Source organism: Herbaspirillum hiltneri N3 (assembly GCF_001267925.1).
GTDB lineage: Bacteria > Pseudomonadota > Gammaproteobacteria > Burkholderiales > Burkholderiaceae_D > Herbaspirillum > Herbaspirillum hiltneri.
On sequence record NZ_CP011409.1, the window covers coordinates 3,933,996 to 3,956,389 of the forward strand.

Consider the following 22,394-nt stretch of genomic DNA (forward strand, 5'->3'; position numbering starts at 1 on the left):
GTTATGCGGCCAGTCGCTCAGTGAGCTGCAGGATTTCATCGATTTCGGCCGGACTGAACACGCCGCGGATGCCCTGCGGATGAATGACCGTAAAAGGCGTGTTGATGAGGTCCCGTTTTTCCACCTTTTCGCGCTCAACGATAAAGCTCTTCAGCAATCCCAGAAACTCCAACTGGCGACCGTTAAGGGTGGCGTGCGTGCGGATGAATCGATCAAAAGCTGCGCTGACCGTATCGGGAAAACTTTGTAGCACCTCGATGCCGAGAATGTGGCGAATGAATTGAATCAAGTGCGCTTTGCGGTTTTTGTAGACTAGGCGCAGCAGGGCTTCGGTGATGTGCGGATGCTCCTCATGCAGTAGCTCGGCCAGTTCGTTGGCTTCCTGGGTGCTCACAACTTCACCGGTTTTGATCTTCTGCAGCACCGGGTTGTGCTCTGTGAGTTCGACGATCAAAGCCGCGACCATTTCGCGGTAACGACTGACGCTAACGGCCTCGTGCTGTGGCCCGAATTCCACCCATTCCTTCTTGTGAAGTTCATCCTTCAGATCAAGATGCGTTTGCTCTTGAGTGGAGCTTTGTTCGCGAAACTTCATCAGAGGGCCGAGCTTGACGACCATGTCGTCGAAGGCCTCTTCATCCGCTTTTGCCCAATAATAGTTGGTTTGGGCGGCGCGGATCAGAGCTTCTTCCTGCTTCACGAAACCGACCGAGAGCGGCAGTTCGCTAATCTGTTCGATGATGCCTTCCTTGATGGTTTCGGCTTGTTCCTTTTCTTCGTTGAGCAGGGCGAGGGAATATTCTAGAAGGTCGCGTTCAAAGCGCATGGCTTTGAAGTCGGCTTCCGAAACGGTGCGAAACAGCGGTTTGATTTCGGCGCGCAGGAACTCCAGCTTCTGGTGGTTGAGTATGTTCCAGAAATTTTCTTCTCGGAGACGGTTCAGCGCTGCTGCTGCCTCCTTGATGACTACGGAGGTTTGCGGCAAGGTGTTGAGCTGCAAGTGCAGTTTTTTGGTTTCGCGTTCGGCAATTTCGTGATGGCCGCCATCTATGGCTTTTTCGATCTTGTCCAGCCGCAAGCCAACAAGACGGACAGGCAAAGGTAGCTGTGGTTTGAGTTTCTTACCTTTGGGGTTCAGCTTGAAGTATTCAAAATTGTCCCAACAATCAAGAATCAGGAACACGTCCTTGTCCGTACACCAGGGCTTGGGTTTACTGGTTTCCAGCAAACGCGTACCGCGCCCCACCATCTGCCAAAACTTAGTGTAGGAATACACTGGCTTGGCGAACACAAGGTTAACGATCTCGCGCACGTCGATACCGGTGTCGAGCATGTCCACACTGATAGCAACGCGCGGCATATCGCTGTTGGTAAATTGATCCAGCAAACCGCCCTTGCCATAAACGCGCGGATCATCGGATACGAGTACCTTGGCCAACTCACCTTTGTGCTGCGGGTAGAGCTTGTCGAAGATTTCTTCCATGCGCCGGGCGTGCGCCTTGGTAGTGCAGAAAAAGATGGTCTTGCCGGGTAGTACTCCGTTGGAATCCTTGATGGATTCCTCCATGAACTCCCTGACGATTAAGGTGTTGGTGCCTTTGTTGATCACCTGCTTTTCTAACTGCGAGCCTTCGAAGTTGATTTCTTCAACTTCTTTACCTTGTAGAATTAGTTTTTTCTGGTCGTCCAATGAAATGGTGCGCTTGCTTATACCTTCAATCTGGAACTTAGTCTGAATTTTCATGACCTGAAAGTTAGATAGGTAAGGCGGCACGTTGTTCACGGCCTCTTCATAAGTGTAGGCAAAGGTCGGTAAGCCATCTTCGCAATGGAAAAGTTTAAAGGTATTGTGATCAATGATGTCGGTAGGTGTTGCAGTCAAACCAAGCGTGATGGTTTTGAAATAGGCGAGCACTTCGCCGTAGCTGTTGTAGATTGAGCGGTGGCTCTCATCTACAACGATGAAGTCGAAGAAGTGTGGCGACAAATGCTGCGCCTCGTCACGAATAATGTTGAGCATCGTCGGGTACGTAGCAACATAGATGCGACGATCTTTGGCAATCAGTTTCTCACCAACATTGGGCCAGCGCGGTTCGTTGGGCAGATATTCCTTGAAAGCGGCCAGCGCCTGCTCGCGCAGTGCAATACGGTCCACGAGGAACAGGATTTTCTCGGCGTGGCCAGCGCGCATCAGCGTATCGACCATGGCTATGCAGGTACGGGTTTTGCCGGTACCTGTGGCCATCACCAGCAGGAAATCGCGTTTTTTCTGCTCTATGCCTTCGAGCACCGAACGAATCGCACGGATCTGGTAGTCGCGTCCCGCAATCGAAGTGTTGATGACCTCTTGCGTCAGTGGTTTGCGGTTGCGGCGGATATAGGCGAAACGCTCCAGATCGTCCCGCGTCGGAAAGCCCATGACCTTGCGTGGCGGGGCGTTTTCAAGATCCCAGAAATAGATGTCGTGGCCATTGGTGTAGAAGCAGAACGGCAGTTCACCTCCCTGCTTCTGGATGTTGTAGCAGTATTGCTTGGCCTGCTCGCGGCCTATGGCGGCATCCCGGCTGGATTTTTTGGCCTCAATCACGGCTACAGGCTTGCGGTCTTTACCCAGCAAGACGTAATCGCTGAACTGGTGACCATCGTAGGGGGGGGCAGACTCTGCAGCACCTCGCGGCAAAGCCGTTAGAATGTCGAATTCTTCTATCACCTGCGTAGGGTCTTTGACGTTCCAACCAGACTGCGCAAGCTGCTGGTCAATGAGGTCAAAACGGGTTTGTGCCTCGGATTTGCTCATGCTTTACCTGCCTCTGGCACAGCTGTGTGATTTACGTTTCTGCGTTCCAAATCTTCATCCGCCCCACCCACGCGCACCCACTCATCGACCTCGGACAATTGGAATTTCCACAGGCGGCCAATCTTATGCGCGGGCAGCCCCTTGCGCTCACGCCAGCGGTAGACGGTTTCTTTTACCACGCCCAAGTGCTGAGCAACTTGTTCGGTAGTGACCCACGGTTCAGTGTTCATGGCATTGGCGTTCAGGGGTTGACCTTCATAGTCGTCTTAAATCGTTTTAAGTCTAGCAGAGCATCGGCTCTGTGACCATGGAAAAGCGCTGCGTCTGCCTCCTGGAGCAGGTCACAATCGCTCCATGGCGGGCAAAGATGCAGGTATTTCAGAGCAAAGCTACTACCGCTGGAAGAAGGAATACGGCGGCCTTAAGGTCGACCAGGCTAAGAAGTTGAGGGAGCTTGAGCGAGAGAATGCAAGGATGAAGAAGATCGTGGCAGATCTGTCGTTAGAGAAGTCCATACTCAAGGAAGTCGCCTCGGGAATGCGTGTATTCACGTATCAAGTACATCGCAAAGCATTCCTTCCATCAAGTGTCACAAGGGCAAAAGGGCGACAACATGCCGAGAGCCCGTTATCTTTTATCGACGTGCCGCGCTATTGCATCATGCAGAGCGCGCGCAGAAGATCATCAACACTTCCCAATAACACAGCTCGACACTCTCGAATGTGTGCTGGCAGTTCCTACTGCCATGTCAAAGTTTGGCCGTTTTTTCTGACGTGTTGTTAACTATCTGTTGATTTGCTCGCAGAATTGCCCCGTCCAATTGATTCACTTCTAACGTCCGGCAAAGGCTGCGACACGGATCGTACGATCCCTCACAAGGTGTTGCGTGAGATGTTTAAACGCCTAGATATCTCTCGCCATGGGGCCTGGTGTGTCTCAAATGGTCAGTTTTCGGTAAAATCTCCACGGCATGGACACCTGGACAGATTGTTCGATGTCATCGATAAAATTCGTTAACGTTTGCACTCAGCTAACCAAGAACAAGGACACTCATGACTGAGGATACGAAGTTTATATATACCGTCGATTGGAAAATGATCAGAGGTCTGACGGATGCGTTCCTCCAGCAAAGATGTGATAAACAAAATCTCGTGTTGGCAATTGCAATGATCCAGGGAAACGCCGTTCATTCGGCTGTTGGTATTGTTGAAACCACTACGGGGTTGCATGCCATAGTCGGCGTTTCTTGCCCCAAATGTGGCACGCTTGAACAGGCTTTATTCAAGGGTGGTCCCGAAATGGGTGGTAATTTTGGAGAGTGTCCTAAGTGCGTTGGCTTTCTTTTCAACATTGTCCTGCAGTCAATTTCTTGGTCACTCGTTGACAACGCAGTCTCTATCAACAAAACAATGTTGCAGCCCAATGAGCTTGCTCATTTTCAGGGGGACTCCATTTATTCCAGAAGTCGCTTGCCTGCGTGGCTCGCTCGTTTGGTCGAAGAATGAAATGCTAAGCATCCCATCTGACCGGGTTAGACACATGGGCAGGTGGGGAGATCGGATTCAATTGCTCAGTATTCCGAACTGATCGAAAAATGTTAAACGCTACAGTTTCTAACCTTGTGCTCAAGGTCACTTCATCCGGTCGCTGAACCGCCAGCGAATGGATCTCGTCAGCATGCATGGCGTTTGCGATCGGTATTTATAAATCCAAATATAAACAAAGCAATGCTACGAAACAAATCCCCTCTTGAAACATTAGCATTAAGTACCGCAGAAAAATTCCGTAAGGACTATGTTGACCTTAGTCGAATGCTCTTCGCGTCTGATCAAGCTCGCAATGGCTTGCATCATCCCGGCGAATTTGGACGTTACAGAGAAAATTTAATTCGCAAGTTATTGGCGTCTTTTCTACCCGCCCGCTTGGGTATTGGTGATGGCTTCGTTGTCTCAACTGACGGAAGCACGAGTAGTCAATGTGACATAGTTCTTTTCGAGCGTGACGCTACCCCGTTACTCGAGATTGCTGGCGGTCGGGCTTTATATCCTGTTGAAACCTGTGTTGGTATCGGGGAAGTAAAATCAGTTCTAGATTTTTCAGATCTTAAATTATGTTTATCAAAATTGATGGACGTGAAAAAAATACGCCACCAGATGACGCCGTTTGGATTGCCGGTTGCTCCAATTGACGCAGTTGCTGCCGTTGCGTTGATGGCATCGAACGGGGAGAAAGATGAAATTTTAGGTGAGATGTTTAACGAGCGAATCTTTATTGAAAATTTGGTCGAAAACAATTTCAATCCGGATTACTACGAGCAGCACAATTTGGTTTCCTTTCTGGTGTGCGAAAAAATAAATTGGCCTGCTAACTGTGGCCCCACTTCACGCCGGTTTGGTGAAACATTAAATGATCTTTATGAACCGAGGCTCAAGGATTTTCCAATTCGGCATAATTTTATTTTGAGTATTGAAGACGGTTTCTTATCGTACTACTTCACGCAAGAAGATGCCTCAGGGGAAGTCCGATCTATACCTTATTCGTTTCCTCGACATGAAGAATCGGATTGTGGATGGAGGTGGTTATCGGCTGATAACGATAATCAACACATCTTGACATTTGCAGCCGAAATGGCGATTGCAGCGTCAGCGACGTGGGTATATCAATTTAGCTCGAAAGCACATTCAACTTCTCCGCGAGGTTTCGAATTTCAATTTTACCCACTGAGTTAATTTTTACGGTGCAGATACCTAACCAAAACTCACATCGACGGATGCATGCTTCAATCCAGACGCAGCCAGAACTTTTCGTCTGGCTGCAACCGACATCCGCCTCGATACAAGCGCTTCATCCAAACTATATCGACAGCCTGTGATTTTTTACTGGCTTGCAGTACCTGACGCTTCGGCACTCGTCCCTGCCAGGTTAGTCACGTCCATCAACGGAATATTAAGTACTTCGACATTCGACGCCTTCCTCGGTCTGGTCGACTGCACTTTCGCAGGCCAAGGTTCAGATGCCGAAACACCCTTGCTACGTGGGCGACCGATGTTCTTGTTATAAGGCTTCAATCCGCCGGTCTGGAAGACACGATGCTTTTCGCCTGGCTTGACGCGTACGTATTGATCACGTTTGGTCAGATAGGATAAAGCGAGATAGAGCGACGCACGTTTCTCGACATCGTGAGCCTCCACACGACCAATGCCCCAGTTCCGATAGCTGCGCTGATCCTGATTGCAATTATGCGCAAAGCCACGATTGTCCGTGACTTGCGCCCAATAATCGCCCAGTTGCTTTGCAAGCCAATAACCGTTTTGTACATGCGCACCATCGAAAAGAAATGCGCAATGAAAGTGGTAGCCACTCCATCGTGACCATTCCATTTTAATGACATAGCCCACCAAGTATTCAAAAGCCAATTCGCGGTGCTTTTCCTTGAGGAAACGCGTGATGTCGGCCTTTGCTGCATTAACATCAATACGGGCAAAGGTCTCGCGTTCTTTAGGTAACTCATGACCATACAAGAAATGCCGCTGCTCTTGGTGAGCCGCATTATGCAAGCGCCCATTGGCAGCAGGATAACTCGCCTTGTCCAAGCTCGCTTCCCGATATAGCAAGTCAACACGCACGACCTCCAACCGAGAATGCTGGTCGAATTTAGCGTCTAAATATTCGACTAAGCGAGCCTGATTTTTGCGAGCATTGCGCGCCCAATCATTGACCTTCTTGTTTGTTCCCTGCGCTTTGGCTTGGGTACGCATGTCCTCAATGAACTGATTGAACACGTCAGCTTCAATCAATTCACTCGTGATCGAAGCATTGTACTTTTCGAACGTGCAAGTGCGCACAGGGTGATTACGTACGCATTCGAAGAACAAGGCGATGTCTGGGCTATATTCGACATCCACGGAGTACAGGGTGTAGAACACATGGAAGCCCTTGTAAAAGGCGGCGAGCTTAGACGCCTCCTTCGCTCGCCGCTCATACATGCCTTGACCCGTCACAATGAAGGCCACGCTCTTGGATTTCAACACCAAATCAACAAACTGGATCAGCCGAGCCAGACGCGCCGTCCGATCACCGACCATGTAAGTCTTACCATCTACTGAAGTGACAGCATTGAATTCCTGTTCCAATGCCGCAGCACAAACCTGCTGCATGCCCAACTGGCGAGATTCATTTTCTTGGTCCATCGTTATTCCTATCGTAATTCACTCGGCGCATCGGGCGCTGAGTGTTTGCAGTAAAGTCCGCCAACGTAACGGCTTGCTGGTTCATGTTTAACATGACTGTTAAGCGATACGAGGACAGCGTTTCCGCACGATGAAGCCTTGAGCGCTTTAGGGTGTGGTCCTCATTGATCCTGCTGTTGTTTCGTTCCAGCGAGAACGCATCCACTCCTTCGTTTGCAAACGAAGGAGTAGGCAGTTGGTTATCAGGTAGTCGATGCTGGTGCATCACCTCTTTGTTAAAAGCTCGTTTTTATGAAAACTAGGTTTGCCCTTGATGCCAAACCTGAATACATTACCTTTTGTTGCAGTCTTACTTGCAGCATTGCAAGTTGAGATAGCAGCTTAGCAATCGACATTGTTATCTAATTAGCAATATCTGTCATTGATCCCATTAATAACCAGAAGTCACGAGAATCCCAAATCGCTGAAATTGCAGAGATTTGGAATGCCTCAATGCCGGAGATCACAAGGTTTTTCTCTGTTCCAAATTGCAAAGTTATGCCGAATTAAAGGGCAAGAAATAACGAAAAAATGCGCTATATTGCCTCTGCCCATTGCAGGAAATTACGCTGCGATGGTTGCAGGAACATGCAGCCCCTGACTGCACATTTAGATCAAAGACTCAACGAAAGTCCGCGTAAAATATGAAAAGGAACTAAGTTTTTTGATTTAAAAACTAAGATTTCATGGCTTTATTGCTGGCTCATTGCCACAGAATCGTCTGAACAACATGCTTAAATTGGCAATAATGCAGTCGCTGAAATGACAGAGTTTACGCACTAAAAATCTTGCCTTAAAGCACGTTATTTACCACTGGCATATGACGCTCTGCCAACCAACACTAGGCGTCCATACGCAACAATTTCCTAACGTCGTCACTCCACCAACGCAACCGTCCATTTGGAAGCTTCGCTGGTTTGACGTCGAAATAGCTACCTGTCTCCGAGTAACGCTTTCGGATCGACTGAGGTTGCAAACCCAATGCGTAGGCAAATTCTTCCGTCGTCAGAGATCGACTACTCGCATATGACGTTGAGATGCCAAGTTCCGTTTTGGCGAAGGTATGATGGCCTTGCTGAAATTCACTGACGTGATTCATGCCGTGGTGACTGAACGGCGAGAACGCGTGATGTGCTTGCTGCTTGTTAAAATCCATTGATCGACTCCTGTAGTTGCGAAAGATGCACATCCATCATAGGGAATTGAGGCCAATTGATCTATGTACCCGAGGGCGCTCCCGAGTGTGACCATGACAAAGAAAAAGATAGATAACGCGCTGTACCACCACCTAAAAAACGCTGTCAGCAAGGCGCTTCCGCTCGAATACGCGATTCGCGCTACACGACAATCACGTAGTGTTGAATTTCAGAAACTGTTAGAAATTGATCTACAAATCAGAAAATATTGGATGAGGCTTGGGGCAACAGAGGCTGAAATCGATACGGAAGGTTTCATGGATCTGGCTTGGGACACAGTTCAGATAGGCTTTCCTCTTGCCCACCGGCACGGCAGGCTATACCCGCCAACGATGCTGGACTTGATTAATCGAGGACTTGCCGAAGTAGGTGGGATATTTAGGGATGAGGCACTACAGTGGGATGTACCTGCAGCGAATTACTTTCGCTTGAGCGATTTGCTACATGGCAACGATATGCAATATATGTTGCGTGCGGCAGCGCTGGCCTTAAAAGAAGCCAGGCATTACAAGCCCGAAGACGATGTCGATCTGAAATTCTTCGCAAAAGAAATCCGCCAACCTATCCATCTTCACCCTGGCCTGAGGTATGCAGCGGACGAGCGCGAAGAAAACGGACGCTCCGTTGAACAATTCGGCATTCTCTTAGATACCAAAATGGAATTTTCTTTACCGGATTTGAAGCGACAGATTCGCGAATTTATCTACCAATACGCCGCCCGCCGTAAATCCTTGCGTCCGGCATTTGCAAAAGATCTCACTGCAGAACGCCTGTTGAATGATTTTTTCAGCACCGATTTACTCGACGCCGAAGAGGATGACGAAGTGCAAATTACACGTCATGACGCGCTCATGAGTGGCTTAGCAGGCCTGCATTGCTGGGATAGATGGATGCTCTATCAACTACAAGGCCACAAATTCCCAGCGGCTCGCGCTATTAAAGACACTCTGGATATTTATCCGAAAGAGGCAATACCGGTAATGGAGCGCGCTATTCGAAAGAACTGCAAAGCCGCCGAAGAAATAATCAACGATACCATTACGCGTCTTGAGCATCGTGCTTAATCAGATGCCCTCCTGTATTTGCTCAAGGATGAGCATGTTAGCGCTAATGCACAGTTCTGAACTGTCTCGGTCATGTCACGAAGAAATTGCATTTCTTCTAGGGCAACTGGGATACGACTGCTCTTCAATTGACGCTTTTAGCCGCTTAGCGTCATCCAGAAAAGCTAACGTAATCAGGTAGATTGGGAGGCTGATATTCATTGCTGATTGAATCGGACTTTTAAATAAATGCCTGCGATATAGAATCATTACCATTTCTCTTCCACAGGACTTGGAGTTATCAACTTCTTTTCATAACTGCCATAAAAAACAAATCTTCCGCGATATGACTAACGCCCCTTCTGTTTCTGACGACGTAAAACAAGCAAAAGAAATTGCGCTAACCGAAGAATCCAAAGCCAAAACGCTAGCAACACATATAGAAACAGCTCGAAAACTAATCCCCTCTCTGTTTATTTCATATGGAATCCTTTTATCGTTTCTTTATTTTGGCGGAGCATTACATTTCTTTCCCTCCGGATTAAACATTGGCGACACCTTATTTTTGGTCTTCATCACCATTGGATACGTTGTGTTCTTCTGGATGATTGCTGCGAGCGGAATGCTCCTGCTAACACCACTCTGGGTAGTGAAAGAAAGCTTTTACAAGTTTGCGCCAGCCAAATCAGAAAGACTTCCCATTATTCTCCTGTGGTACGTCATTGGAGGGGTCGTTTGCGTGCTAGCGACTGGCGGCATCGCGTTATTAGTTAAGGATCAGGACCTCAACTTTTTCTTGCTATTTGGTGGCGTTTTCATTGCTATCACGCTTCTTATCGCAGGGGCAAGATTCCATGCCAAGAGAAAAGGAATTGACTCCTTCACCAAGAGCATCCATGGGCCACCCATTTTTGAGACAACGGGAGAAGTTGCATTCGACGTCCTAGGAAAATCATTTGTATATTTTTTGGGACTCATTTTTTCGATTTTAGCAATCGGCCTTGGAGAATCATCAGGTCTTATTTTTGTTCTCAGCGCAATGTGTGTTGCGGTCTTACTGTCGATCGCATTCGGAGAATTCGATAAAAACACATCTTCGGGAAAATCCACAGTCATGGGCCCGCAGATGCTACTCACTCTCACTGTCTTTGGAGTCGCCACGTTGCTCCCTATTTTTTGGGATGGAACTCAGGGTGAGTTCAAACTTACAAGAAGTGTGTTTGGTTGGCTAGGCCTAAGCCAACCTGAAGCCTCCGTCCGAGCTAGAGGTGACTCATTAAAGACAATAGAGGAAACCGATTATGACTCAGACCGTATATTAGACATTTGTAGATCGTCAGATGGGAGCGCTACGATTTCCGGTGTAGACGTGCTTTGGCACGGCATGGGAACTCGCTCACTTCTCCGTTTGGGTCTGAAAGGAAAACCTGAGGTAGAAGTAGATTCGAAAGAGATCGCTGTGCTCAGAAATCTAACACTGACTTGCCATGAACTGTCTAAAAGAATCAATTTTCCATCCGGGAAATTCGAACCAGAAGATGTACAGCAGCTTGTTGACCTCAAAAATGAGTTCAGGGCGACGATCAGTAAGAAGTCCAGCAATTGGGAGCTAGCGCGAATTACATTTTTTGGATTTGCTGATCCGATGGTATTAGAAAGCGGAAACCAGCGACTCTCATCGCAAAGAGCTAAAAAAATTTATGATGCGTTTAAAAATGACTCGAAGCTGAATATCAAGCCGGATGTCGTTCTTGAACTCGAACCTCAAGGGTCTCGCACTGTGTCGGCTGGCCGTTGCCCGGGAATCACTGATATGAAAATGCTATCAGAATGCTACGCAGCGGATCGGCGAGTTTCCGTCAAGTTATACTTCAAAAAGGTCAAGAACAAAACATAAAAAAAATCCTGATAGTCAAAGAAATGCGCGGCAGATCATCCGTTCTTAACGTAGAAAATTCTAGTTCATCGGAAAATTGGATTTTCAGATCGGTCCCCTAATACAACGGCCACAGCATCGCGCCAGTCTCTCTTTCCAGAAAAAAGGATTCTAGGCTAAGCCGGAATTCTCTGACGTGGAAAAACAAGTTCTTTGAAATTATTTACTACCGCCGCTCGAGCCGCTTCCAGAACCAGATGTTCCCGATGTACCGTTTCCTGTCGAACTTGTCGACGATGCGGGTATTTTAGTCATCCCTGCGGAAGGAACGCCTCTCTGCGAAGTCCCAGTCGAACTTTGAATTTTCGTCATCTGCGCTTTAGGCATGCCATCTTCCGCATAGCCTCTTACGGTTTTCTTTTCACTCATAAACGATTCCTTCCCTCTAAATGTGGCATTGGCAGGAGAGGCTCCGAAGCATTTTCTCCACGCCAAGGCAGTCGGACTTACTTGCTCGAATTTTGGTTCCTAGGGACCGTAGGAGCTGGTGCTGTGCCACCGGTGCCCACCGGCGCAGGCGGGGTTATCTTCGTCATGCCAGCGCTGGGAATACCTTTCTGCAAAATCGCGCCGTTGCTTGAAATCTTGGTCATCGAGGCCGTTCCTACGCCTTCTTGAATGATTGTGCGGCCAATATCTTTATCTGCCATGGCTATCCTTAGGGTGTGCCGGTTATGGTAACGATGCTCGTTACCGTCGTTGTAACTACACGTTCTGTCTTGGTACTTCGTGATGATACTTTCGCATCACCAGCGACGTTAGGTGTCGCCGCTACGGGTCCCGATGGGTGAACGAGTGCTGGTGCCATTGCAGAAGTAGACATCTTCTTCTCCAAAATTTCGCTGGCAGTTTTTAGATTGAAACCAATAAAGCACGACGTAGCCACAATTGCCGCAATGAATGTAACGCTCGAGACTCGATTAGCCCACTTCAGTGCTACGTCCCAGCACGACTGCTTATTGAAATATGACTCAATCCTATCAATGTAATATTTCTCGCAATACTCAATCGCCTTTTCCTGAGCTCTGTAGCTGATTGCAAATGAGAGTGTGGTAAGTGTAATTGACACCACAAAACACACCCAAGAACCATATAGAACCCAAGGAAGTTCTGCCTTCGTAATCGGAATAAAATCCTTCAAGAAGGCCAGCGATAACGCTAGGCCGCTCGCAGAATAGGTCAAGATGGATTTGTCAAAGTTCTCCGAGCTGGAAAGCTGCCGCTTCCGAGCCTCGTTGCACAAATCTTCATAAATTTTTTGCCGCAACTTTTGCTCATCTTCAGCTGCCTTTTCAGCTAGGGCCTTCTCTTCAACAGCAGTGTCTTTAGCTGCCAGTTCCCCAGCTAACTTGACCGTTTCGGAATCCCCCTTCCCGTCGTTAACACTCATTTGTTACCGCTGCCTCCGCCCGTCTTGTTCGGATTCGGAATTTTTATCATGCCTGTCGAGGGCACTCCTCCAGTTACCTTCCCTGGATTCCGATGAATCAGTGTGGTGCTTGAGGGGCGTGATCCACTTGGAACCGGTATACTTGGCTTGTTTCCGCCATTTTTATTTCCACTCATAAAAGCCCTTTGTTTATTTGTTGTGGTCGGTTACTCAGCGTGACTGAAGCACTCTTTTCCAGAACAGTATCCCATCAAAATGAACCTGTTATCTGTTGCCGTACTTTATGGCCCCTCGACCCGGCTTAACGATTTTGTCACTTCACTATCAAACACACAACCGCTATAAGTTAACTTAAAAGAATAATTAAGCAAAGTCACCAATCATTGCTAAAAAGGAAGACCCAACCGCCCCCTCTTAGGCACATTCGCTACTGAAGTCAAAGTATTTGAACAGAGAAATCAAGCGACCTTCTCAGATTGAAACTCGATGCCAGCTTGCTCAAGCATCCAGACTTCGATTCTGTCATGCCACATACGCAGCAAATCTAACGGGCGACGGCGATAGTGTTTTTCAGCGATAGCCGACGGCTTATGCCCCATAATTTGCGCAACGACTCCAGACGGGCATTCCACCCATTCAGCCAGCGTACCAAACGAGCGACGTAGCCCGTGCAAAGTAAGGTGTGGCAGCTCAGCAGCGGCCAAAGCGCCGTTATGTGCAATGCGTGGCTCTGCAATCTTGCCATCGGCCGACGTTTTGCTGACAAAGACCCACGGCGATGGACGCCATTGTTCTCCCTTATCAGCCAGGGCTCTGAGCTGACGTGCATTGGGAGGCATCTCGTTCAGGCTCTTCAGATACAACAGGACGCTAGCCAAATAGGGAGTAAGCGGGATGGTTCGCCCCCCCGTCCCTTCTACTTTGTCATCCAGCACTAAGCTTCTCCAACGAAAATCGACATCTTCCCATCGCAAACTTGCCCATTCTTCTCGGCGTGCTCCTGTGATCAACAGCCCTTGTAAATAAGCGCTAATGACTGGATTTCCAATGTCACGCACATGAAGAAACCACGCCTTCAACTGCTCCCGCTGGAGAGAGTCCCCACTTTTCGCTTTTACACGTGGCAGCGCATCTCTGACATCTCGCGCTTTATAACTGTCTATAGCAATGGCCCCTTGATACGTAGGAGTCTCAGCGGCCCAACGAATAAATCCCCGCAATAGCCGGAACGACAGCGCGGACATAGTCGGACGCTCCGTCGACTGGCTTGCCAGCCATTCCGCGATCTTCACGCCAGTCAACTCAGATAGTTTCAGTGAACGCAGCTCCGCCAAAGGGCCTGAGCGGGTCACGCCCTTACCACGCTTCTTAGGTTGACCACCTGGTCGGCATGCTGCAGGTGGTCTTGATAGTGCCGCTCGCTCCAATATATCTTGCGGCTATCTAAGTATTCACCCCAAGCTTCACTAAAAGTAACGTCACGTCGACGTGCCTCTACTTTTCTTGCCTCATGTGCAGCTTGCTGCTCAGCACGGACTTCACGCGGATCTTTGCCATCATCGATCAAAGTCTTGAGTCTGCTGCTTTCCGTACGGGCTCGTCCTAGATCCCAGACACGGACGTCTCCTATAGTTACCCGAATGGATTTGCCAAATAGCCTTGATTCAAAAATATAGGCCCGAGAACCAGCGGCAGTGACCCTTAGACCAAACCCCGGTGTCTTGGCATCCCAGTAGATTGTTTGTTGTTTACCTGCCTCACATTGAAGGCTCTCCACCCGTGCTGCTGTAAAATTTTGTTTGGTCATGCATTTTCCGTGTAGGCACCGTGTAGGCAAATCGTACGGAAAACAATCTATTCAAGTCAACAATAATATTTAGAAAAATCCCTTACAACCCTTTAAATTAAAGGGAATTAGAAAATAAATGAATTTTAATCAACGCCAATAAATTTAAATACCTTCGGACTCTTAATCCGTAGGTCGAGTGTTCGAGTCACTCACGCCCCACCAAAGAATTTGCAGTAAGGAAATCAGGCACTTGCGAGTCATCGCGGTGCTTTTTTTTCGTCTATGCCCTCGGCATCCTGGTCTCGAAAACAGCAACGACCAGCTGGTCGAGATTCGACGGCTGGTCGTTGAACTGAAACGCGTAAATAAAGCGTGTGACTGTGACACCCCTGTTCATTCCGGAATGGGAACGAACAGAGATGTCCCATGCATTTCACTTCTGGCCATCTCCTGAACGACAGCCCCGATATTGAACGCTCAATACAGCACGTTCTTGGCTTCAGGAAGGTCGACGTTTGCCTTCGTGACAATGACCACGCCGGTGTTGACGAAGGCCGGGACTTTCTTTCCCTCGATCAGGCTGATCACTGTTTTGACGCCCAGGGAACCCATCGAATAAGAGCCCTGGACCGCAGTTGCGTACAGCGTTCCGTCCTTGACGAAGTTCTTCAGGTCTTCATTGCCGTCGAAACCAACCGCGACGATCTTGCCCGCTTTGCCGGCTTGCACGATGGCACGGCCCATTCCCACGGCCGTCGGCTCATTGGCGCCGAAGATTCCTTTCAGATCAGGATTCGCCGCCAATACGTCGGTGGTCTGATTCAGCGCGGTCGCCATCTGGGATTGGGAATAGTAAGGGCCGACAATTTGCAGCTTGGAATTTGCCTCGATGTATTTCTTGAAACCGCCTACCCGGCCCACTTCAGACCCGGCGCCGGCCACGTAAGACATGATGGCGATTTTTCCGGTTTTACCGACTTGGGAAATGAGCGCCTTGGCACTTTGCTCTCCTGCTGCCTCATTGTCTGTTGACAGGAACGATTGGTAATATTTCTTTCCGGCGTCCGAGACCATGGAATCGATCAGCACCACCGGAATCTTCGCTTCCCATGCCTTTTTCAATGCAGGAATCAGCGCATCCGGATCGGAAGCGGCCAGCACGATGCCGGCAACCTTGCGGGTGACGGCGTTCTCAACCATGTTGACCTGATCCGCAATGGCCGATTCCGATGCGGGGCCCTGGAATGTCATCGTGTAGGCTTTGGCGTCCTTGGCGCTCGCCGCCGCTCCTTTTTGGACGTTTTGCCAGTAATTGGAATTCGTCGTTTTGACGATCACGGCGATTTCTCCGCCTGCGGCAAATGCCGGACTCACGACCATCGCGAATGCCGCCGCTGTCAAACTCAGTGCAATCTTCTTTGTATAGTTCATTGCTGTCTCCAGTAGTGTTATAGAAATGTGGTACCGCTTGTTCACAACGATTGCGCCAATCAACCGGCGGTTCGCTGTCCTTACCGGCGATTGCGTTTTTGATCGATCCAGACCGTGAGGAGGATGACCAATCCGATAATTATTTGCTGAATAAAACTTGATACGCCGTTCATGTTCAGTCCGTTGCGCAGAATGCCGATGACAAAGGAACCGATTAACGTGCCTGAAATGCTGCCGATGCCGCCAATCAGCGAGGTGCCGCCGATCACGGCACTGGCGATGGCGTCGAGTTCATACATGACGCCTTCGTTTGGCTGGGCGGTGACGAGACGGGACATCAGAACGCATCCGGTCAGACCCGCCAATGCCCCGGCAATGACATAGGTCCACAGCGTCACACTGCTTACTTTGACGCCCGACAAGCGCGCAGCCTCCGAGTTGGAGCCGACTGCATAGATATGCCGTCCGAAAGTGGTGCGGCTCAACATGACGGAAATCGCGATGGCGATCACGAACATCAACACCACCGGATAAGGAATGCCCGGGAAGAGCACATCCGGAAAAGTCCCGCCGTTGTCATGTTCAATCCGAAACAACACGCCGTTTCCAAGTTCGCCGAAGGACTCGCCAAGCCCTGATATCGCGCGCGCGCCGGTAATCTGCAGCGCCAGACCGCGCGCGATCAGCATCATGCCCAGCGTGGCGATAAAAGGCGGTAATTTAAGATGGGTGATACACAATCCATTGATGCCCCCGCATATCGCGCCGACGGCGATGCCGCCGAACATGCCGATGACGACCGGGACGCCGGATTTCACCAGCAATGCGGCGACAACCCCGGACAGCGCCAACACCGAACCTGCGCTCAGGTCGATACCCCCGGTGATGATGACGCAGGTCGCAGCGATGCCGAGATAAGCGATCGAGGTAACTTGCAGCGCAACGCTCATGCCGTTGCTGACAGAGAAAAAAGCGTCGCTGGTGAGCGAGAAAACCAGCACCAGCAGGGACAAGCTGCCCAACGCCGCAAATTTTTGTATCAGATCTTTGTGTTTTTCATTCATGCCTGCCTCCTGGTTCATCGTTATTTTTTGCTTGCTTCGTTGTACGACCAGAAGCGAGGTGCATGATCTCTTCCTGGGATGTTTCCTTCGTGTTGACTATCCCGCTTATTTTCCCTTGGTGAAAAACAGCAACGCGGTCGGTCATCCCCATGATTTCGGGGAGTTCCGATGTGATCAGAACGACCCCGATACCTTCCGATGCGAGCTTGTCAAGCAACTGATAAATGGCGAACTTCGCGCCCACGTCAATGCCGCGGGTGGGTTCGTCAAAAAGAATGATTTTGGAATGACGGAAAAGCCATTTGCCGATGGCGATTTTTTGCTGATTTCCACCCGAGAGATTTTTCACGATCTGGGCGGGGGACGGCGTTTTGATCCCGAGCGCCTGAATATTCTTCTTGGCGACCGCGTCCTCCTGGGCGAAGTCGATGAAGCCCGCGGCGTTTGATACTGCCGCCATATTGGTCAGGGTGATGTTGGCGGCCACCGACATGCGGACGGCCAAACCGAGATCCTTTCTGTCTTCCGAAAGATAAGCCAGGCCGTGCCCGATCGCATCTTTGGGAGATTTGATCGTGACGACCGCATCGCCAATCTGAACAGTGCCGCTTGTGATGGGGTCCGCGCCGAAAATCGCCCGCGCGACTTCGGTGCGTCCTGCGCCCATCAAGCCGGCAAAGCCGAGAATTTCACCGCGTCGCAAGTCAAAATCAATCGGACCGAAATCTCCTTTTCGAGACAGATTTCTTACCGTCATCAGGTTTTCCTGCGTAGGACAGGACAATCTTTCGGGGAAGGTTTCATCGAGGGCTCGTCCGACCATTTTCGATACGATGTCATCGAGGCTTGTTTCTGAAAACTCATCGGTGCCGACGAATTTTCCATCCCGCATGACGGTCACCCGATCGATGATGTGCTTCAGTTCGTCCAAACGGTGCGATATATAAACAATGCTCACGCCTTGACGCTTGAGCTCGTTGATGATGTGGAACAACTGTTGAGTTTCACTCTCTGTGAGCGAAGAAGTCGGCTCGTCCATGATCAGGACTTCCGCATTGAGGGACAGGGCTTTGGCGATCTCCACCATCTGTTGCTGTGCAACGGAAAGCGATTTGACCAACGCCGTCGGGTCAATCCGTACGTTCAATCTATCCAACAGAGACCGGGCGTCGACAAGCATTTTCACCCGGTCGACGAAGGGTCCCTTTTTCGGCTCGCGGGCCAGAAAAATATTCTCGGCTACGGACAAGTGGGGGATCAGGTTCAGTTCTTGATGGATGATCGCAATGCCGGCGGCCTCAGCTTGCACGCTGGATCCGAAACGGCACTCCTGACCTTTGTACAGAAGCACCCCGTCGTCCGCCTGGTAGACCCCGCTGATGACTTTCATCAGCGTCGATTTTCCGGCACCGTTTTCGCCGCACAATGCGTGCGCCTCGCCTCTTTTCAAATTGAAGCTGACGCGGTCGAGAGCGAGTACGCCGGGAAAACGCTTCGTCACATTTTGCAATGCAAGAATATATTCCAATGCCGACTCCGGACTGCCTCCGGACATCGCTGGAACGCATGGGTGTTGCATATTTTTGCTCCCATAGTGCGTGGGCGCACTATGCAGTCTGTCTTATTAAACCGAAATCAAGGCCGATTGTTTTGGCAACGTCGTGGACGCTTTTCGGTGTCTCCGATCGAAGGGAGCAGATCGTTCCGCTGCCGTCCGACATGTTTGTTTATTGTATTTAAAAATCATTCAGGGAAAAGCGATTTATTGGCGACAGCAGATACCCTTTAAACAAAGAAAACGAGTGAATCCATCAAATGATGAAGAGTCGGCTTAGTCCAGCGTAGCCGTTTTGAAATGCCATCTTTAATTTTAATGTTTTATAAATATATAATACACAAAAAAATGAATCAACCATTTTCATCGGCGGCCCGTATTTCATGGGCATCTCGCGGAGCCTTGGCGACGGCCTGAGTCCGCTTTTCATCGAGACCTCTGCCTTCTTATTATTCTTTTTCCCGCCGCAATGCGCATGATTAGCCTCCCGCCGGGACCGGAGCCGCATCGTCCAGCAACCCGCGCTGCTTGAGTGTTTGCCATAATTCTGCGGGGATGGGCGAATCGAACCACTCGGCGTTTTGCTGTAACTGCGCCAGATCCCGACCGCCAGGTATGCAGGAAACAACTGCCGGGTGCGCCATCGGAAATTGCAGAGCGGCGGCCGCCAGCGGCACCGAAAACTCCCGGCATACCGCCTCCAGCGCCTCGACGCGCGCAACAATCCGGGCCGGGGCGTCGGCATAGTTGAACTTGCGGCTTCCGGCCAGGATACCGGAGTTGAACGGACCGCCAATCACGATGGCGTTACCCTGACGCTCGCAGGCCTCAAGCAAAGGCGACAAGGATTCTTGCTCAAGCAGGGTATAGCGGCCGGCGAGCAAGGTGCAGTCGAGGTCGAAGATCTGCATGCAGTCATGAACGATTTGCCACTCATTGACACCCAAGCCGACTGCAGCCACCTGCCCGCTGCTGCGCAGTTCGTCCAAGGCCTTGAAGCCTCCGCCGGCGGTCAGCTGCTGCCAGTAGTGATCGTGTTTTTCTCCGTGCGTCGCGCGACCGATATCGTGGACGAACAGGATGTCGATACGCGAGGTCCCCAGGCGCTGCAGGCTGTCCTCATGCGAACGAAGAATGCCGCCGTAGCTGTAGTCGTAATGCGCGCGGAAAGGCAGTGGCGCAGCCCAATCATTGTCCCCCGGACGAACGCCGGCGTCGGGCTTCATCAGCCGGCCCACCTTGGTGCTGATGACATATTCGTCGCGCGAGCGTTCTCTGAGCGCCGCACCAAGACGATGCTCCGACAAGGTGGAGCCGTAATAGGGTGCGGTATCGAAATAACGCAGTCCAAGATCCCAGGCGCCATCCACGGCGGTGCGCGCGTCCGTTTCGGAAGTCGCTTGATACAGTCCGCCAATGGGGGCGCATCCCAAGCCTAGCTTGGTTAGCGGCAAACGGCTGCGCGGCAACAGTGACAAATCCTTAGCGAGCATACGGGTCTTCTCAAGTTACACCGGCGTCAGATTGCCCGTGACGGGAACAAGCTGGGCCGGTAGATTCAAAATGTTGACAGGCCGACGCGAACGCCGCGACATCGCCGGCCCTCGTCAAGGTTCGCGCAATCGGGAAATCGTCTTCCGTCGACGTGGGCAACAGGCTCGACGGGACCATTCGCGCAGGAGTGCCCATCATGCAAGCCCTCCCCTCAGGAAAGCATCGGCAAGACGGTAGATGAAAGAGGCTGTGAGCCTGATCCTGTTGCGAAGCCGTCGGGCTCGCAGGGTCAGGTATGCGAGAAGTTGCGTTCGCGGTTGCGGATGGCTTGCAGCATGGTGCGGCGAGAGGAATTCAAATGCGTTTTCATGCAGCTCAGCGCCCGCGGCGCATCGCAATCCGCGAGCGCGCGCAGAATGGAAAGATGCTCCTGCAACGCATGCTTGTTGCGATCCATCTCGTCGCTTTTGTCCCACTGATAGTGATAGTGAAAGACGAAGGAAACGATATCGTAGAATCCCTGAGCAAAGCGATTGTTCAACAGGCCGATCAGGAAGGTGTGGAACTCGCGGTCGAGCGGAGGAAATTCGCTGCCCCGCGTTTCGATCTTCGCCGCCAGGCGTTCGTGGCGGGAAATCAGCCGCGCGAGTTCCTTGTAGGCGGGATCGGATGGAGGCAACGTTGCAAAATGTTCGACCGCGGCGAATTCGAACATCTGCCGCATATCTGCCAGTTCCTCGGCGAATGAAAGATCGAACGCGCAGAGACGCCATCCGCCCCGAGGCTTCTTCTCGATCAAGCCAAAGCGGGAAAAACCAATCAGGAACTCGCGCACGCTCACGGTGCTTGCGTCGGCTTCGCGCGCCAGTTCCGCTTCCGAGAACTCGGTACCCGGCGGCATGTCTCTCAGGTAGACGCGCTCCATCAACACCTGCTGGATGCGGTCCGCTCCCGACTGCAATTCCGCGACGTCGAAATAATCGCCGGCAATGGGCTTTCTGATCAACTGCCGGTCTTTTAGACTGTTGATCAGGCGCCGGGTATTCAGGTAGGAAATCGCACTGCGTACTGCGGTTCGGCTCCCCTGGCAAATTGTTGTCAAATGGTGCTCGGTCGGCAGCATTTCTCCCACCGCCACATTTTCGGCGATGAATTGCAAAAGCAGGTTCGTGCACCTTTTGAATACGGTTGGAGGCTTTGCCATGAAATTCTGCAGGCGCGGTGTCAGCCGCCCGGGTATTTGAATTGGATAGCATTATAGTCAAATTCGTTAATAGTCGTTTTCACTAAATGAGCCCGCCAATCGAAAGCCGGAGCGGCGCGACACTGCCGGATGAACCGCTCAGGCAGCGGTCCTCGCCAGCGCCGCCCGCAGACGATTCTGCGGAATCGCCAGTCCCTGCCCGGCCGCCAGGGCCAGCACAGGTCCGAAACGCCGGCGTTTTTTTTCTGCGTGATTCTGCGCAATGTCAGAGAGGCGATGAACCAGAAATGGATTGCTGAAGCGGTCTATCACCTGTTCCAGATAGGCACGGCTTTCGTCTTCTTCGCCCAGGGCGCGGAAAATCGGCATGACCTCCTCTTCCCACAGCGCCACGAGTTGCGACGACAACGAGTGATCCGTCATCGCGTCCAGTACGGTCATCTCTGCAGGGCCTCCTGCAATTTGCCACTGCTCGGCTAAAAACGTATGGCCGAGGTTCAGGAAAAACAGCTTGCGCCTCTCGTAGGGCTCTAGCTTGTCGGTCACGACCATATCCGGATGGCGGCAAGGCAGCAACATGTTCGGCTGCCGTTCAATGGCCCAAAGTGCATAGGGCTCGGCTACGGCGCCGACAGGCTCAAGCGGCTCCGACACAATCCTGTCGACCAATGAATTGACCCAGATGCAGTCCGTCTTCAAGTAGGTGACGAACTCCTCGGAAAGCGACCAGTCGCGCGCCAGCTTGACGACCAATTCGCTCAGCACCGTGCCGTTATTGACAAGCAATTCGCAGGGCAACAGCGTGACAGGCGCAGCATTGCGTTTGAATCGCGCATGGAGCAGCACCAGCAGCTTCGCCGGAAAACCTGCGGGCGCGATATCGCTTTCGAGCAAGCCTGGATGATCCGCGTCCGACAGCACATAGCCGGTGTCGCCCGCATTCGAAATGATCACCTTGACGCTGGTGCACATCTCTTCGCGGATTTGCGGCCAATCGTGGCTGGCCTGCAGCGCACGCGTAACGGAAGTAACCCGTTGCTCGCGGTCGAGCGCAACACCGTTGCGCCGGCCCCGTATGCGAACCGGGAACCCGCCCGGCTGATTGAATGCGGCAACCCGGCGCGCACTTTGTGCGCTGTCGGTGGTTTGCACTATCGTGATCGGACCGAGGGCATCGCCGTTCTCCAGCGCTTCGCTGATGAACAGGTCGGCGTGGGCTTGCAAAAATCGACTGGTGCCAAATTGCAAAATGGGATTCATTGTCGA

General features: G+C 51.0%; 16 protein-coding genes and 2 pseudogenes. 5 read left to right on the plus strand and 13 right to left on the minus strand.

Going from position 1 to position 22,394, the window contains the following annotated elements; translation table 11 throughout:
- Window position 1 precedes the first annotated feature (1 nt).
- Entirely contained in the window at window positions 2-2,797 is a 2,796-nt protein-coding gene (locus F506_RS17895; protein ID WP_053199669.1) for a type I restriction endonuclease subunit R, read from the minus strand.
- Window positions 2,794-3,027 carry a helix-turn-helix domain-containing protein gene (locus F506_RS22800; RefSeq protein WP_083458007.1) on the minus strand — a complete coding sequence of 78 codons (234 nt, stop codon included), beginning with the start codon at window positions 3,025-3,027 and terminating at the stop codon, window positions 2,794-2,796. The genes F506_RS17895 and F506_RS22800 overlap by 4 nt, the downstream gene beginning before the upstream one ends.
- 133 nt (window positions 3,028-3,160) lie before the next feature.
- Here F506_RS22800 and F506_RS23690 point away from each other — a divergent pair.
- The 3 genes and pseudogenes from F506_RS23690 to F506_RS23245 form a co-directional block, all read left to right on the plus strand.
- Window positions 3,161-3,334, plus strand: a pseudogene (locus F506_RS23690) (transposase); the annotation flags it as partial.
- Between the two features lie 515 nt (window positions 3,335-3,849).
- The gene (locus tag F506_RS17905) at window positions 3,850-4,302 is read left to right on the plus strand and encodes a hypothetical protein (RefSeq protein ID WP_053199674.1); all 453 of its coding nucleotides are present in this window, start codon (window positions 3,850-3,852) and stop codon (window positions 4,300-4,302) included.
- Window positions 4,303-4,524: 222 nt separating this feature from the next.
- Entirely contained in the window at window positions 4,525-5,526 is a 1,002-nt protein-coding gene (locus F506_RS23245) for a DUF6602 domain-containing protein (protein ID WP_144424091.1), read from the plus strand.
- A gap of 147 nt (window positions 5,527-5,673) precedes the next feature.
- Here F506_RS23245 and F506_RS17910 read toward each other — a convergent pair whose 3' ends face one another.
- A complete protein-coding gene (locus F506_RS17910; RefSeq protein WP_053199676.1) occupies window positions 5,674-6,987 on the minus strand; it encodes a YagK/YfjJ domain-containing protein in 1,314 nt (437 codons plus the stop codon).
- Between the two features lie 880 nt (window positions 6,988-7,867).
- Window positions 7,868-8,182, minus strand: a complete 315-nt coding sequence (locus tag F506_RS23695; protein ID WP_235471222.1) for a hypothetical protein — start codon at window positions 8,180-8,182, stop codon at window positions 7,868-7,870.
- Window positions 8,183-8,275: 93 nt separating this feature from the next.
- Between F506_RS23695 and F506_RS17920 the strand changes: the two genes are divergently transcribed.
- Both F506_RS17920 and F506_RS17925 read left to right on the plus strand, forming a co-directional pair.
- A complete protein-coding gene (locus tag F506_RS17920; RefSeq protein ID WP_144424092.1) occupies window positions 8,276-9,286 on the plus strand; it encodes a hypothetical protein in 1,011 nt (336 codons plus the stop codon).
- Between the two features lie 271 nt (window positions 9,287-9,557).
- Window positions 9,558-11,162, plus strand: a complete 1,605-nt coding sequence (locus F506_RS17925) for an OmpA family protein (protein WP_144424093.1) — start codon at window positions 9,558-9,560, stop codon at window positions 11,160-11,162.
- A gap of 485 nt (window positions 11,163-11,647) precedes the next feature.
- Here F506_RS17925 and F506_RS23250 read toward each other — a convergent pair whose 3' ends face one another.
- From F506_RS23250 to F506_RS17965, 9 genes and pseudogenes are all read right to left on the minus strand, one after another.
- Window positions 11,648-11,851: a hypothetical protein gene (locus F506_RS23250; RefSeq protein ID WP_144424094.1), complete on the minus strand. Its 204-nt coding sequence runs from the start codon at window positions 11,849-11,851 to the stop codon at window positions 11,648-11,650.
- A gap of 8 nt (window positions 11,852-11,859) precedes the next feature.
- On the minus strand, window positions 11,860-12,591 hold the full coding sequence (locus tag F506_RS17930) for a hypothetical protein (protein ID WP_053199683.1): 732 nt from the start codon (window positions 12,589-12,591) through the stop codon (window positions 11,860-11,862).
- A gap of 458 nt (window positions 12,592-13,049) precedes the next feature.
- A pseudogene (locus F506_RS17935) lies at window positions 13,050-14,398 on the minus strand (tyrosine-type recombinase/integrase).
- Between the two features lie 459 nt (window positions 14,399-14,857).
- Window positions 14,858-15,760 carry an ABC transporter substrate-binding protein gene (locus tag F506_RS17940; protein ID WP_235471566.1) on the minus strand — a complete coding sequence of 301 codons (903 nt, stop codon included), beginning with the start codon at window positions 15,758-15,760 and terminating at the stop codon, window positions 14,858-14,860.
- A 131-nt stretch (window positions 15,761-15,891) separates the two neighbouring features.
- Window positions 15,892-16,875 (minus strand): ABC transporter permease, encoded by a 984-nt coding sequence (locus tag F506_RS17945; RefSeq protein ID WP_200907685.1) that lies wholly within the window; start codon window positions 16,873-16,875, stop codon window positions 15,892-15,894.
- Window positions 16,868-18,454 carry a sugar ABC transporter ATP-binding protein gene (locus F506_RS17950; protein WP_053199690.1) on the minus strand — a complete coding sequence of 529 codons (1,587 nt, stop codon included), beginning with the start codon at window positions 18,452-18,454 and terminating at the stop codon, window positions 16,868-16,870. The genes F506_RS17945 and F506_RS17950 overlap by 8 nt, the downstream gene beginning before the upstream one ends.
- 455 nt (window positions 18,455-18,909) lie before the next feature.
- Window positions 18,910-19,923 (minus strand): aldo/keto reductase, encoded by a 1,014-nt coding sequence (locus F506_RS17955; RefSeq protein ID WP_053199691.1) that lies wholly within the window; start codon window positions 19,921-19,923, stop codon window positions 18,910-18,912.
- A gap of 290 nt (window positions 19,924-20,213) precedes the next feature.
- Window positions 20,214-21,128, minus strand: coding sequence for a GntR family transcriptional regulator (locus F506_RS17960; RefSeq protein ID WP_053199693.1), 915 nt, complete (start codon window positions 21,126-21,128; stop codon window positions 20,214-20,216).
- A gap of 138 nt (window positions 21,129-21,266) precedes the next feature.
- Entirely contained in the window at window positions 21,267-22,388 is a 1,122-nt protein-coding gene (locus F506_RS17965) for a mannitol dehydrogenase family protein (protein ID WP_053199695.1), read from the minus strand.
- Window positions 22,389-22,394: the final 6 nt, after the last annotated feature.